The following is a 13,711-nucleotide window of genomic DNA, read 5'->3' as shown; positions in this document are numbered from 1 at the left end:
GCTTAACGCTTTCCGCACTGTCGGCGGTTCCGTCTACCCTGGACGGGCTATGACTGACGACGCCCCCCGCCGCCTCCGCGTACTCGCCGCCATGTCCGGCGGTGTCGACTCCGCCGTCGCCGCCGCCCGAGCCGCCGAGGCCGGCCACGACGTGACCGGCGTGCATCTCGCCCTGTCCGAGAACCCGAAGTCCTTCCGCACCGGCGCCCGCGGGTGCTGCACGATCGAGGACTCGCACGACGCCCGCCGCGCCGCCGACGTCATCGGCATCCCCTTCTACGTCTGGGACCTCGCCGAGCGCTTCCGCGAGGACGTCGTCGACGACTTCATCGCGGAGTACGAGGCCGGACGCACCCCGAACCCCTGCCTGCGCTGCAACGAGAAGATCAAATTCGCCGCGCTGCTGGACAAGGCGCTGGCCCTCGGCTTCGACGCGGTGTGCACCGGCCACTACGCCACGGTCGTGGTGCGCCCGGACGGCAGCCGCGAGCTGCACCGCGCCACCGACATGGCCAAGGACCAGTCCTACGTCCTCGGCGTCCTCGACGACCGCCAGCTGGCGCACGCGATGTTCCCGCTCGGCGACACCGAGACGACCAAGGCGGAGATCCGCGAGGAGGCCGCCCGGCGCGGCCTGTTCGTCGCCAAGAAGCCGGACAGTCACGACATCTGCTTCATCGCCGACGGCGACACCCAGGGCTTCCTCGCCAAGCGGCTCGGCACGGCCCCCGGCGACATCGTCGACGAGGCCGGCAACCGCCTCGGCAGCCACGAGGGCGCGTACGGCTTCACGATCGGCCAGCGCAAGGGCCTGCGGATCGGCCACCCGGCCCCGGACGGCAAGCCGCGCTACGTCCTCGACATCTCCCCGGTCGACAACACCGTCACGGTCGGGCCCGCCGAGTCCCTCGACGTCACCGGCCTCACCGCGATCCGCCCCCGCTGGTGCGGCCGCCCGCCGACGGCCGGCCCCGCCACGTACACCGCCCAGCTGCGCGCCCACGGCGGCGAGACCGAGGTCACCGCGGAGCTGGTCGACGGCACCGAGCTCCGGGTGACCTTCACCGAGCCGGTCCGCGGCGTCGCCCCCGGCCAGGCCATCGTCCTCTACGACGGCACCCGCGTGGTCGGCTCGGCGACGATCGCCACGACCGAGCGGCGGGCGCGGGCGCAGGAGGCCGCTCAGTAGGTGTAGAGGGCCGTGGTGTCGAGGGCGAGGTCGAACGGTTCGCCGATCGGCACGGGCTTGCCGAAATCGGTCTCCAGCGACGCGCGGTAGTGCTCCCCCTCAGGCAGCGAGTAGAGCAGGCACGTGCCCTCTATGGGGTTCACGATGAGGTAGTACGGAATTACCGCCTGGGCGTACTTCTTCACCTTCTTGTTGGTGTCGTCCTCGGGATGGGATTCCGAGACGATCTCACCGACGTAGACCACTCCGTCGATCATTTCCGCGTGGTGGTCCGGAAACGTCGCATCGAATTCCGCGAATCGCCGCATCTCTACGGTCTGCACTGGGCTCATCAGGTGGTTCACAGGCAGGAGACGCTGACCACCACGATGCGTTCCCCGCGCACGTCCGTCAGATAGCTCAGCATGAGATATCGGCCCCCGGGAGTCCTTCCGTGCTCGACCCGAAGCCCCGGCGACGGTCCTTGGTAGGCAGCGCCTTCTAAGTAGATCATCGAGTTGACGACGGCGAGCTCGGCGCAGATCCGTTCGGTCTCTGCTCTGACCGAGGGCGGCAGGCTGTCACCGTAGTCGTCGGGCTCGTACTCCCACGTCCACGTGCTCACCCCGCCTCCAGCGCCTCGACCTCACACTGCGCGGTGCGCACGATGCTCCCGATCAGACGAACGGCGGCCTCTCTTTCGTCTCCGGCCTCGCTGGACTCCAGGACTTGTTCCGCCGCGTGGAATCGGGCTGCTCTGGCCGGATCACGCTCGATGGCGACGAAGATGGCCCAGCGACGGTAGAACATGCGGATCGGTGCCGTGCTGCCGTCCTGGCCCGCCCGGTCGAAGGCCTGCTGCATCTCCTCGACCAGCTCCGTTAGCTTGGCGGGGGCCAGTGCGGCGACTGCCGAGCGCAGTGCCGGGAGGGTCAGATCAGGCATCGGCATGAGGGGACCTTCGCTGTGCACTGGTTGGCTGCTCATGCGGAACTCGTCTCCTCGCTCTGCCGGGCGTCCCAGCCTACTCGCGCGCCGTCCGCAGCTGCCGGGAATCCTGACGGCACCCGTGACGCGGTTCGTGTCATGCGGCACACCGCACCTCCGGCGAGGCAGAGCGACAGTCTCGGCAATGCCCGGGACGGTCGGCGCGAAAAGCGCGATCGCAGCCATCGCAGTTCTGGAGAGGGACGACGGGTGGGCGCTCGGGCTGTGGGGGCGGGCTCGTACGGGATGGTGGGCGCAGGGCGGACAGACGGTGGGCGAGGAGGCGGGCCGGGCGGCGGTTGAGGCGTGCGGGGAGGCCGCTGGTCAGGGCTTCGGTGATCTCCTGTGGGGCCGCCCCGCGATCGAGCCAGTCCGTGACGGCCGGGGCGAGGGCCGTGATCTCCCGCTCGGAGAGGAGCAGACGGCGGTCGCGGTGGGGGAGGCGGGTGAGGAGGTCGGTGGCCTCGGGGGCGGGCGCCGGCGGCGTGGGCTCTTGCTCGGTGGTGGGCTCGGGGACGGGGACGGGGACGGGGGCGGGTGCTGCGGCGGGTTCCGGTTCCGCTCCCGGCAGGTCGTACGCGAAGGTCCGGGTGATGATCCGGCCGCCCGGCCCGCGCTCGATACGGCGCTCCAGCCAGCCCTCGTCCTCCAGCTCGCGTAACGCCTCCGCGATGACCTTCTTGCCCTCGGCGAAGTGCGCACAGAGGGCGGCGATGGTGATGGGCGCGCCATCGGGGAGGGACAGGATGTACGCGGCCACGCCGACCGTGACCGCGCTACCGGCGCGCTGCGCAAGGCGGTTGGCGAGGACGGTGAAGTGGGAGGTCTGGCGCGTACGGATGTGGATGACGCCGCTGGAAGGGCATGAGGGCGCGGGCGAGGGCGCGTTAGACTGCGCTGAAGTCATCGGGAAGGTCTCTTCTTCCTTGTGATCAGGCCCTCGGGTTGGGATTGCCGTCCCGCCGAGGGCCGTTCTGTGTGCGGTTGTGGGGGTGCGTCGTGGTGGTCGAACTGCGGCGAGCGTAACCGCATTCCGGACGCTTTCGCGCTCAAGTCACCCAATGGGGTGAGGAGTTGGGCGACGAGGGCGCCGGTAGGTGGGTGGGGTTCTTTCCCCGGGTTCTTTGGTAGTCGGCCGGGTCACCGGCGGTCGGTGGGGCGGAACCTGGTGCCGCCCCACCGGTGTCCGCTCAGACGGCTTCCGGTGCGACCTGCGCGTACGCGAGGAAGGACGCCCAGGCCCCGGGGGTGACGGTGAGGTGGGGGAGCGCGGTGTCCTTGGAGTCGCGGATGTGGATGGTGTGGGGGCAGGTGGCGACCTCTATGCAGGCTTCGCCGGTGCCACCGCTGTAGCTGCTCTTGAACCATGCCAGTTCGGTGTTCATGCTGATGCTTCTCCTGTCAGCAGATGCTGAATATGGGCCCGCGACGCTTCTGCGTCGTGGGCCTGAGAACGGAGTGTGCCGTACACATGACTCATTACGCTGACATCGTCCGGCTCCGTAAGGAAGTAGCTGCCGCGGTGACCTTCGACGTAACCGATTGTGTGGTGGTCAGGCGTTTCCAACAGCGTCATCGGGCCGTCCATCCCAGCGTGGGTCACGCGGGCGAGCGGCATGACCTGGAGTTGGATGTTGTGCAGCTCGGACAGCATGAGGAGATTCTTCAACTCCCCTTCCCAGACGGCCTGGCCGCCGATCTTTCGCTGGAGCACGGGCTCCTCCAGGACGAACGTCATACGGCAGGCCGGCTTACGGGTCAGCAGTGACTGCGTTGCCAGCCGAGCTTGGACAGACCGCTCGATCTCGTCGTCTTCCATGCTGGGCCGCACACACCGGAACACCGCCCGCGCGTATTCCTCCGTCTGCAACAGCCCGTGCAGGAAGTGTGTCGAGTACGCATGCAACGCCAGCGCCTGGGCCTGGAGGTTTACGTACTCCTCCGCCCACGCCGGATGGTGCTTCTCCGCGACATCGGGGATCAGTACGCGCAGCACGCCGTTCGCGCCGAGCGCCCCGTCCACCGCGTCGACGTAACCCGGCTTCGGTGGTCGCTCGCCGCGTTCGACCATCGCGATGAGGGACTCGGAGTACGGGATGAGGTCGGCCAGCTCGCGGCGCGTCATCGCGCGTTGTTCGCGCAGGAAGCGGGACTGCTTCCCGAAGATCCTGAGGGTGACGGGTGGTTCGTCGTTGTGGGGCATCGCACACCTCGCACAGTTGCAGCGTGGTGACGCACAGTCGCGCCGTTCCTGTGGCCAGGCTAGATGCGCGTGCAGATGCTTGTCCGCATGATGAACGAACCACCAGGATCCGAACTTTCCGAGCGTTCGGGGTTGCCCGATGCTGCCGAAGGCGGGGCTCCGCGGATGAGGCTGCTGCCCTGGACCACGCCGGACGACCGGTCCTGTTTCCTGATCAGCGACGCTGCGGGCGGGCCGGTGTCCGACCTCGCCGACAGCATCGAGGAGATGCAACTGGACATCGGCGAGGAACTGCTGCGCCACGCACGGGCGATGCATGCCGATCCGAAGGTGCCGGACCGTGAGTTCCGCTATCTCTCGCGGCGGCTCGCCGAGGCGCTGGGCGATGCGCTGCGCGTCGCCCGTAACTGACCGCGGCGCGCTCTCCAGGTACTGCGCCGGGCCCCCGTCAGGACGGCGCGTGGAGGTCCAGGGACTCCAGGAACGGCAGCAGTTCGGCGGTGAACGCGTCCGGCCGTTCCATGGAGGGGAAGTGCGCGGTGTCCTCGATCGTCGTGATGCGGCCGTTGGCCACCGTGCGGACGAGCCGTTCGGCCATGCCGAGGTGGTCGCTGGAGTCCAGGGCGCCGTTGACGGACAGGACGGGCACGGTGATCGAGGCCGCACGCGCCCAGGTGTCGGAGACCGGCACCAGCCAGTCCTTCTCGTCGGCGGTGTGCTTGCCGATGGTGTGCCGGGCCATTTCCCGCAGCCGGGCGACGACCTCCGGGCGGACGTCGTCGAGCGTGCGGTGCGGGCCGGCCGCGAAGCGTACGAAGGCGTCGATCCAGCCCTCGATGTCACCGGCGGCCAGCGCCGCGGCCTCCGCGGCCCGCACCTCCGCGACCCAGGGGTCGCGCCATTCCGGCTCGCTGGTGCCGGCGCCGCTGACCACCAGGGCGCGTACCAGCTCCGGGTGCTCAAGTGCGGTGTCCACGGCGGTACTTGCCCCCATCGAGACGCCGATGAGCACCGCCGGGCCGACGCCGAGGTGGCGCAGCAGTGCGGCCACGTCGTCGGTGGGCCGGAACGGCCGGTCCGCGTTGGAGGAGTCGCCGTGTCCACGGGCGTCGGGGGTGATGACCCGGTGGTGCGCGGCGAGCGCCGCCACCTGGTCGTCCCACATGCGGTGATCGAAGAAGCCGGCGTGCAGCAGGACCAGCGGGAGGCCGCGACCGATGTCCCGGTAGGCGAGGTGGCCGTTCCCGTACGCGAAAGAGTGCATCTCTCGGGCGTCTGTCATGACAATCAAGGTGTCATGACCTTGGGTTCATGGCAACCAAGGTGTCATTCTGGTGCGGTGACCGATACCGACCAGACCCGTAAGCCCCGTACGCCCCGTAAGCCCCATGAGCCGCTTGAGCCCGATGACCTGGCCCGCCGGCTCACCGAAGTGTTCGCCCTGGTGGGCCCGTTGTACCGGCGGGTGCAGCGCAAGGTGGAACTGAACGCGCCGATCGAGGGGCTCTCCGTCGGCGTGCGCGCGGTCCTGGACCTGCTTCGGGAGCACGGGCCGATGACCGTCCCGCAGATGGGCCGGGCGCAGGCGCTCAGCCGGCAGTTCGTGCAGCGCATGGTCAACGACGCCGCGGCCGGGGAGCTGGTCGAGAGCGTCCCGAACCCCGCGCACCAGCGGTCCTCGCTGATCCGGCTGACCGAGGCCGGCCGGGCGGCCATCACGGCGGTGACGGCCCGGGAACGGGCGCTGCTGCGCCAGGTCGGCGGCGATCTGACCGATGCCGAGGTGACGGCGTGCCTGCGGGTCCTCCGGAGCATGCTGGACCTCTTCGACGACGTCGAGGTCAACTGAGCCCGGACCGGCCCGGCCCGGCGGGGAGGGGAGGGGTCTTCCCGTACCGCCAGGTGGGCCTTCCCGCACTGACAAATGTCACGGTGAAGGCAGGACAGACGGGGCTGTTGGGCGGGCGGAGCCCTGCGGGAAGCTGAGGGTGTTGCGGAGGACGGTGGCGCGCAGGTCGGCACCGGGGGACGCCGTCAGCTGGTCACCGTCTCATTTTGGGGGAGAAAGCCGTGAGTTCGAAGCAGTCCGTCGCCGAGGGCAAGCAGGGTAAGCCGGGCAGGCCGGGGGAGCCGGGCACGCGGGAGATGTCGGGGAAGGACGTGCTGCGGAGCTTCGTTCCGCTGATCGTGGACGCGGGGATTCCGATCGCCTCGTACTACGTCCTCAAGAACGGCTTCGGGCTCAGCACGGTGGCGGCGCTGGGCTGGAGCAGTGTGGTGCCGGCCCTGCGGACCGTGTGGGACCTGGTCGCCAGTCGCCGGGTCAACGGTCTGGCCCTGCTGATCCTCGTGGTGAACGTCGTCGGGCTGGCGATGACCGCGGTGGCCGGTGACGCCCGGCTGATGATGGCCAAGGACAGCGCGGTGAGCAGCACCGTCGGCATCGTGATCCTGCTCTCCGTGCGGTCGAAGCGGCCGCTGATGACGGCGGGCCTCAAGCCCTTCGTGACGAAGGGCAGCACGGCCGGGGACGCCGCCTGGGACCGGCTGCTGGCGGGATCCGCGGCGTTCCGGCGGGCCGAGCGGCGGTTCTCGGTGATCTGGGGGACCGCGCTGCTGACCGAGTGCGTGCTCAAGGTGGTCGGTGCGTACACCCTGCCCGTGGACACCATGGTCTGGCTGGGGACGGTGCTGACGGTCGTGGCCATTCTGGTGGCGATGGTCGTCGGCGGCGGCAGCTGCGCCGACCCGATGGAGAAGATGGTCGCGGCAGAGGCCGGGCGGATGGCCGGAGCGGACGCTTCCGCGGACGGGGCCGGGCCGGGCGCGGTCGACGCGGCGGCGGAGCCGGTGGGGGCCGGAAGCTGACGCTCCGGGCGGCGCAGGGGAGGGGTGGTGACCTGGTCACCACCCCTCTTCTGTGGAAAACGCGCTGGCCAGCGACGTTGTCGGTGGTCCGGTAGGCACACGGAGGGCGAAGGTGTGTGCCGGGCACACCTGGGCGCCGGGGGAAGCGGGACCGCAGGGTGGACTCCACGAACCGGATGAAGGGGGAGTCCGATGGGAGCCCGGTCCACCGTCCTTGAAGCACCCGGCGCCGACGTGGTCGACGCCCTGGCGTTCGGCCGCGGCCGGACCCGACGGGTGCGGTCCGCCTACCACACACTGCCCGAGCGGGCGTCGGACGCGCTGATCGACGAGCTCGGCGCGATGCTCTTCGCCTCGCTGGCCCGAAGTGACCAGCGGCGCAAGGGTGAGCAGTACCTGCGCGGCCTGCTGTCCGCGCAGGGCCGCAAGTCGATCCGCAACATCGCCTCCTTCGTCGGCGGCCGCACCGCCGAGCAGAGCCTGCACCACTTCATCAGCTCCTCCACCTGGCACTGGCGGCCGATGCGCGCGGCGCTGGCCCGCTACGTCGACCAGGTGCTGCGCCCGGAGGCCTGGGTGGTGCGGCCGATCGTCATCCCCAAGGCCGGACACCACTCCGTCGGCGTCGAGCGGCGCTACATCCCCTGGCTCGGTCAGGTCGTCAACGGCCAGCAGGCGCTGGGCGCGTGGGCCGCCACCGCGCACGCCGCCGTCCCGGTCGACTGGCAGCTGCTCGGGGCCGGCGACCAGGAGGGCGGCGCGCCGGACGAGCGGCTCGCGGCGACCCCGGTGGGCTGCGCCGCGGCGACCGTGACCGGGATCGGCGGTGGCTGGGGCGTCAGCGCCCGGCCCGTCGTCCTGGACCTGCCCGGCGTCGAACTCCTTGCGGCGGTACGGCAGTTCGCGGAGACCGGGCTGCCGCTGGTGGCCGTCACCTCCGGGACCGCCCGGGTCGTGCCGGCCGATCCGGCGCTGCCGGGCCCGGCCGGCCGGGAGTTCTCCGCCCAGCAGCTGCTGCACATGGTCCGTACCCTGCGCCGGCCGGTCGACTGGTACGACCCGCTGGCCGGAACGGTGCGCCGCACCCAGGTCGCGGGCGTCCGGGTGCACCTCGCCGGAGTGCCGCGGAGCCGGCCGTTCCTGCTGGCCGGTGAGTGGGACGCGGCGCGCGGCGGGTCCGGCCACTACTGGCTGAGCGATCTGCGCGGGGCCACCCCCGGCCAGGTGCTACGGCTGGGCAAACTGGCGCTGCGGGTGGACCGGGACGTCGTCGAAGTCTCCTCGCAGGTGGGCCTGATGGACTTCGAGGGCCGGTCCTACGAGGGCTGGCACCGGCACACCACGCTCGCCTCGGCCGCACACGCGGTCCGCATCCTGGGCGGTGTGGAGAGCGTGCAGCGGGCCGGGTGAACGACGCCGCGGTCCCGGCCGGGCCTCAAGGCAGCGGGCGGTGGGCCGGCGGCGGCGCCGCGGGGCCGTCCTCGTACGGGCGGAGCGCGCCGCGCACCCGCTGGAGGCGCAGGGCGAGCTGGATCTCCAGGGTCTGGGCGGGCTTCTGCCAGTCCGGGCCGAGGAGTTCGGTGATCCGCTCCAGCCGTCGGGAGACGGTGTTGGGGTGGACGTGCAGCGCCTCGGCCGCGTACGTCGGGCTGCCGCCGGCGTCGAAGTACGCCTCCAGGGTCGGCACGAGCTGGGTGAACCGCTGGGCGTCGTAGGCGAGCACCGGGCCGATGGCGTCCTCGATGAAGCCGGAGACGTCCCGGACGTCACCCAGCAGCACACCGAGGAAGCCCAGGTCGCGGGCGGAGGCGGTGGTGCCGTGGCAGTCCAGCGCGGCCAGCGCGTCCAGACAGCGCATCGCCTCCTGGAACGCCGGGCGCACCGGCTCCAGGCCGGTGAACGGGCCCGCCGCGCCGACCGTGACGGGATGGTCGAGCAGCGGCGTGAGCGCGTCGGAGACCGCCTTGGCGGCGGCGCCCGCGTCCGCGCCGGGCAGCAGCAGCGAGATCACCCCGTCCCGGATGCTGCGCAGCCCGCCCATCCGGTAGGTGTACGACGAGGCCCAGATCAGGGCCCGGCCCTGGGCGCCGCCCTCGGGCCGGGCGACCACCACGACGTGCGGCCGGCCCAGGTCGATGGAGAGCCGGCGGGCCCGCTCCTGGAGCTGCTCGGTCTGCCCGTGCGGGACGGTGAGCAGATCGTCGAAGAAGGCGTCGCGGATCTGGCTCTCGGCGATGGTCGTGCTGCGCAGCATCAGCTGCATGACGGCGGCGGTGCGGGCGGTCTGCGCCATCAGCCGCTGGTCGATCTCGCCGGTGCCGGACGGCCGGACCACGAGCGTGCCGAGGTCCTCGGCGCCGGCGGCGACCGGGGCGACCCAGGTGCCGTCCGGCAGCCGGGCCGGCCGGTGGTGGTGGTGCGCGTCGAGGGCGGCCCGGGCCAGCACCTCGGGCTCCGGGCCGGGCCGTTCGCCGGCCGGGGCGAGGGTGGCCCCGTCCGGTCCGACGACCAGCACCGCGGCCTCCAGCTCCTCGCCGGCCAGCTGGGCCAGCGCGTGCAGATCGCCGCCCTCCAGCAGCAGACCGGTCAGCCGGGCCTGTGCGTCCTGGCCGCGTAACGCCTCCGCCAGACCGGACTTGGCCGCGGACACGGCGAGTTCGAGCTCGGCGATCTCGGCCTGGACGGTGTTCAAGGTGCGGGACTTCTCGATCGCCACCGCCGCCAGGTCGGCGAGCGAGGTCATCAGCGCGATCTCGTCCGGGGTGAAGTGCCGGACCTTGCGGTCGGCGCAGTACAACACCCCGAGGAAGGAGTCGGCGTGCCGCAGCGGGACCGCGAGGACCGCGCGCAGCCCCTCGGCGCGCACCACCCCGTCGATGACCTCGGAGTGCGCGATGCGCTCGTCGGAGAGGTAGTCAGGGGTCCAGAACGGGGCCGAGCCGCCCTGGACGTCCGAGGTCAGTCCGGAGGCGCCGGGCACCGGCATGCCCTCGGTCAGCGCGGTGGTCTGGCCGTCCGCGGTGTGGACGTAGAAATCGCCGCCCGGGTCGCCGTCCGTCCCGTCCGGGAAGCTGATGTAGGACATGTCCACGTGCAGCAGCAGCCGGGCCCGCCGGGTGATCACCTTCAGCAGCGCGTGGAGGGTGTACGGGAGGGTGAGGTCGCGGGCCGTCTCCACCAGGGCGTTGAGGCCCGCCTCACGCTGTTCGCGGTGCTGGAAGAGGGCCTGGACCCGTAACCCGAGATCGCGGGCGCGGGAGAGCCGGGCGAGGTGTTCGGGCGGGGCGCCGGCGGCCCGGGCGTCATGGACGAGGGCGTCGAAGGCGCTGGGCGGGGCTTCCTGCGCGAGCAGTTCGAGGACGGCGACCGCATCGGCAGCCGTCTCAGGACGCGAAAACACAAACAACCCCCCGCATGGCGAATCCCCCCTCGCGCCTGGGTTGAACGTAGAGGGTCGGGCCGGGGCAGTCAACGTTGGACTGAGCCAATGACGCGAAGGAAGACGTTTACCCGGTGGAGATGGAACAAATCCGTCCGGTCGAGGGTGTTCAGGACACCGGCCGGGGCCCCGGAGTGTGTTGCCTGGTGACCTTCTGGCCAAAGGTCTGGGTGAGACAGAGTGGGCACCCGGTGCGGCAGGAGAGCCGTACCGGCCACAATGTCAACGGCACGGGGGACCATGATGCGTGCAGCAGTTCAGGACTACACCCGCTCGCTCGAACGCAGTGAGCGTGCCCGCACCCGCGCGGACCGGCCGGACGTCTTCACCCTCCGCGGCCGCGAATGGGACCTCCTCGACGAGGTCTTCGCCCCGAACTACGCGCCCTCCACCGGAGTTTCGCTGGAATTCCTCGGCTGCTTCGAGGAGGTGCAGCTGCCCCGCCGCGGCTCCCTGCTGGAGATCGGGTCGGGCACCGGCATCGTCGCGGTGATGGCGGCGCTGATGGGCTGCGACCGGGTGGTGGCCACCGACATCAACCCGCAGGCCGTCCGCAACACCGCCCGCAACGCCCGCCGGCACGGCGTCGCCGACCGGCTGCGCGCCGTCTACAGCGACCTGTTCGCGGCCCTGCCCGCCCATGAACGCTTCGACATGGTCTTCTGGCACTCCAACTACGTGCTCGCACCGGCCGATTACCGCTACCGCACCGCCCAGGAATGCGCCTACGTCGACCCCGGCTACGAGGCCCACCGCCGGTACCTCACCGAGGCGCCCCGCTGGACCACACCGGGCGGCAGCGCCTACCTCCACTTCAGCAGCCGCGGCGACCTGGACGTGCTGTACGGCCTGGCCGAGGAGACCGGCCGGAAACTGCTCACCCGGCGCCGGCGGGAGATCCAGGACGGCCCGGACACCGTCGAGCACCTGCTCCTCCAGGTGGTGGCCGCCTGATGCGCATCCTCCTGGTCGACAACTACGACTCCTTCACCTACAACCTCGTCCACCAGATGGCCGACGTCACCGGCGAGCACCCGGTGGTCATCCGCAACGACGACCCGGACTGGCGCCCGGAGACGCTCGACGACTTCGACGCCGTCGTGCTCTCCCCGGGACCCGGCACCCCGGAGCGCGCCGCCGACTTCGGCATCTGCCGCGAGATCGTGCAGACCTGCGAACTGCCGCTGCTCGGCATCTGCCTGGGCCACCAGGGCCTGGCCCACTGGCACGGCGGCACCGTCCGCCGCGCCCCCGAGCCCCGGCACGGCCGTACCTCCCCCGTCCTCCACGACGGCACCGGACTGTTCGCCGGCATCCCCTCGCCCACCGAAGTGGTGCGCTACCACTCGCTGACCGTCACCGACCTGCCCGCCGAACTGGAGGCGACCGCCTGGACGCCGGACGGGGTGCTGATGGCGCTGCGCCACCGCCACCGACCCCTGTGGGGCGTCCAGTTCCACCCAGAATCCATCTGCACCGCGGACGGCCACCGGCTGATCCGCAACTTCGTCGAGCTGGCCCGGGCCCACCGGCCGGCCCGGCCACGGCCGCGGCTCGCCCCGGCGGCCCAGGCGCCCGCGGACGACGCCCCTCCGCCGCGCCGCCTGGAGGTACTGGTCGAGACCGTGCCCACCCGCGCGGCCGACGAAGTGGTCTTCGACGCGCTCTTCCGCGGCGGGCCGTACGCCTACTGGCTGGACGCCTCCCGGCAGGACGCCGACCGCGGACGGTTCTCCGTCATGGGGGACGCCGCCGGCCCGCTCGCCCGGGTCGCGCACGCCGACGTCACCGCCACCACGGTCACCGTCACCGGCGCGGGCACCACCACGGTCAGCCACCGGCCGTTCCTGGACTGGCTCGACCACGACCTGCGCGGCCTCGACGTCCAACACCCCGATCTCCCTTGCGACTTCGCGCTCGGCTGGGTCGGCTACCTCGGCTACGAACTCAAGGCCCAGTGCGGCGGCGAGCGGGCGCACCGCTCGACCGAACCGGACGCCACCATGGTCTTCGCCGACCGCGCCGTCGTCCTCGACCATCTGGACGGCACCACCTACCTGCTCGCCCTCGCCGAGGACGGGCACCCGGACGCCGCCCGCACCTGGCTCGCGGACACCGCCCGGCGGATCACCGCACTGGCCGGCCGCACCCCCGCCCCGCCGGCCGCCCCGCAGCCGCTGCGCGACCTGCGGCTGCGGCACGACCGGGAGCGGTACCTCCGCCTCATCGAGGAGTGCCAGGAGGAGATCGCCGCCGGCGAGACCTACGAGGTGTGCCTGACCAACATGGCCGAGGCGGACGGCGACCTCGACCCCTGGGACGCCTACCGGACGCTGCGGCGGGTCGGCCCGGCGCCGTTCGGGGCGCTGCTCGCCTTCGGGGAGACGGCCGTCCTGAGCACCTCCCCGGAACGGTTCCTCCGCATCGGCGCGGACCGGATCGCCGAATCCCGGCCCATCAAGGGCACCCGGCCGCGCGGCGCCACCCCCGCCGAGGACGCGGCGCTCCGCGACCAGCTGCGGGCCGACGAGAAGGACCGCTCGGAGAACCTGATGATCGTCGACCTGGTCCGCAACGACCTGGGCCGCTGCGCCGAGCCGGGCAGCGTACGGGCCGACGACCTGTTCCGCGTGGAGAGCTACGAGACCGTGCACCAGCTCGTCAGCACCGTCCGCGCCCGGCTCCGCCCGGAACGCTCGGCGGTGGACTGCGTCCGGGCCGCCTTCCCCGGCGGCTCGATGACCGGCGCGCCCAAGATCCGCACCATGCAGATCATCGACCGTCTGGAGGGCGGCCCGCGCGGCGTCTACTCCGGGGCGATCGGCTACTTCTCGCTCTCCGGCGCCGCGGACCTGAGCATCGTCATCCGCACCGTGGTGCTCACCCCGGGCCGGGTCCGCTACGGCACCGGCGGCGCGATCGTCGCGCTGTCCTGCCCCGAGGCGGAGTTCGAGGAGACCGCGGTCAAGGCGGCGCCCCTGCTGGCCCTGACCGACGCGGACTTCCCCGGCCGCCGGCCGGCCCCGCAGCCCGCCTGACCACACCA

At 71.7% G+C, this 13,711-nt stretch carries 15 protein-coding genes; 7 read left to right on the top strand and 8 right to left on the bottom strand.

The window, feature by feature from the left end; all coding sequences use genetic code 11:
- Positions 1-49 precede the first annotated feature (49 nt).
- Entirely contained in the window at positions 50-1,189 is a 1,140-nt protein-coding gene (gene mnmA / locus ACGF4C_RS20865; protein WP_201810888.1) for a tRNA 2-thiouridine(34) synthase MnmA, read from the top strand.
- On the opposite strand, the gene ACGF4C_RS20860 is transcribed toward mnmA, so the two are convergent.
- The 6 genes from ACGF4C_RS20860 to ACGF4C_RS20835 form a co-directional block, all read right to left on the bottom strand.
- Positions 1,183-1,521, bottom strand: coding sequence for a Uma2 family endonuclease (locus ACGF4C_RS20860; protein WP_393568153.1), 339 nt, complete (start codon positions 1,519-1,521; stop codon positions 1,183-1,185). The genes mnmA and ACGF4C_RS20860 overlap by 7 nt on opposite strands.
- Positions 1,522-1,529: 8 nt before the next feature.
- Positions 1,530-1,793 (bottom strand): hypothetical protein, encoded by a 264-nt coding sequence (locus ACGF4C_RS20855; protein ID WP_358918944.1) that lies wholly within the window; start codon positions 1,791-1,793, stop codon positions 1,530-1,532.
- Positions 1,790-2,155 carry a hypothetical protein gene (locus tag ACGF4C_RS20850; RefSeq protein WP_393568151.1) on the bottom strand — a complete coding sequence of 122 codons (366 nt, stop codon included), beginning with the start codon at positions 2,153-2,155 and terminating at the stop codon, positions 1,790-1,792. Before ACGF4C_RS20850 ends, ACGF4C_RS20855 begins: the two co-directional genes overlap by 4 nt.
- 97 nt (positions 2,156-2,252) lie before the next feature.
- On the bottom strand, positions 2,253-3,062 hold the full coding sequence (locus ACGF4C_RS20845) for a hypothetical protein (protein WP_393568149.1): 810 nt from the start codon (positions 3,060-3,062) through the stop codon (positions 2,253-2,255).
- Positions 3,063-3,345: 283 nt separating this feature from the next.
- Positions 3,346-3,540 carry a DUF397 domain-containing protein gene (locus tag ACGF4C_RS20840; protein WP_393568148.1) on the bottom strand — a complete coding sequence of 65 codons (195 nt, stop codon included), beginning with the start codon at positions 3,538-3,540 and terminating at the stop codon, positions 3,346-3,348.
- Positions 3,537-4,358, bottom strand: a complete 822-nt coding sequence (locus ACGF4C_RS20835) for a Scr1 family TA system antitoxin-like transcriptional regulator (RefSeq protein ID WP_393568147.1) — start codon at positions 4,356-4,358, stop codon at positions 3,537-3,539. Before ACGF4C_RS20835 ends, ACGF4C_RS20840 begins: the two co-directional genes overlap by 4 nt.
- Before the next feature lie 75 nt (positions 4,359-4,433).
- Between ACGF4C_RS20835 and ACGF4C_RS20830 the strand changes: the two genes are divergently transcribed.
- The gene (locus ACGF4C_RS20830; RefSeq protein WP_393568295.1) at positions 4,434-4,769 is read left to right on the top strand and encodes a hypothetical protein; all 336 of its coding nucleotides are present in this window, start codon (positions 4,434-4,436) and stop codon (positions 4,767-4,769) included.
- A gap of 37 nt (positions 4,770-4,806) precedes the next feature.
- Here ACGF4C_RS20830 and ACGF4C_RS20825 read toward each other — a convergent pair whose 3' ends face one another.
- The gene (locus tag ACGF4C_RS20825) at positions 4,807-5,640 is read right to left on the bottom strand and encodes an alpha/beta fold hydrolase (RefSeq protein WP_393568145.1); all 834 of its coding nucleotides are present in this window, start codon (positions 5,638-5,640) and stop codon (positions 4,807-4,809) included.
- Between the two features lie 57 nt (positions 5,641-5,697).
- On the opposite strand from ACGF4C_RS20825, the gene ACGF4C_RS20820 reads away from it, so the two are divergent.
- The 3 genes from ACGF4C_RS20820 to ACGF4C_RS20810 all read left to right on the top strand — a co-directional run bounded on the left by ACGF4C_RS20820 (position 5,698) and on the right by ACGF4C_RS20810 (position 8,636).
- On the top strand, positions 5,698-6,207 hold the full coding sequence (locus ACGF4C_RS20820; RefSeq protein WP_393568143.1) for a MarR family winged helix-turn-helix transcriptional regulator: 510 nt from the start codon (positions 5,698-5,700) through the stop codon (positions 6,205-6,207).
- A 296-nt stretch (positions 6,208-6,503) separates the two neighbouring features.
- On the top strand, positions 6,504-7,226 hold the full coding sequence (locus ACGF4C_RS20815) for a VC0807 family protein (protein ID WP_393568293.1): 723 nt from the start codon (positions 6,504-6,506) through the stop codon (positions 7,224-7,226).
- A 192-nt stretch (positions 7,227-7,418) separates the two neighbouring features.
- Positions 7,419-8,636, top strand: coding sequence for an IS701 family transposase (locus ACGF4C_RS20810; RefSeq protein ID WP_393568142.1), 1,218 nt, complete (start codon positions 7,419-7,421; stop codon positions 8,634-8,636).
- Between the two features lie 25 nt (positions 8,637-8,661).
- Here ACGF4C_RS20810 and ACGF4C_RS20805 read toward each other — a convergent pair whose 3' ends face one another.
- Positions 8,662-10,626, bottom strand: coding sequence for a helix-turn-helix domain-containing protein (locus ACGF4C_RS20805; RefSeq protein WP_393568140.1), 1,965 nt, complete (start codon positions 10,624-10,626; stop codon positions 8,662-8,664).
- A gap of 282 nt (positions 10,627-10,908) precedes the next feature.
- On the opposite strand from ACGF4C_RS20805, the gene ACGF4C_RS20800 reads away from it, so the two are divergent.
- Complete coding sequence (locus tag ACGF4C_RS20800) at positions 10,909-11,619, top strand: 50S ribosomal protein L11 methyltransferase (RefSeq protein WP_393568139.1); 711 nt, start codon at positions 10,909-10,911, stop codon at positions 11,617-11,619.
- Entirely contained in the window at positions 11,619-13,703 is a 2,085-nt protein-coding gene (gene pabB / locus ACGF4C_RS20795) for an aminodeoxychorismate synthase component I (protein WP_393568137.1), read from the top strand. Before ACGF4C_RS20800 ends, pabB begins: the two co-directional genes overlap by 1 nt.
- Positions 13,704-13,711 lie beyond the last annotated feature (8 nt).

Source organism: Streptomyces sp. NPDC048197 (assembly GCF_043202395.1).
GTDB classification, from domain to species: Bacteria; Actinomycetota; Actinomycetes; order Streptomycetales; family Streptomycetaceae; genus Streptomyces; species Streptomyces siderophoricus.
Note: the sequence above shows the minus strand (reverse complement) of the source record. Positions and strands in the feature narration are given on the sequence as shown.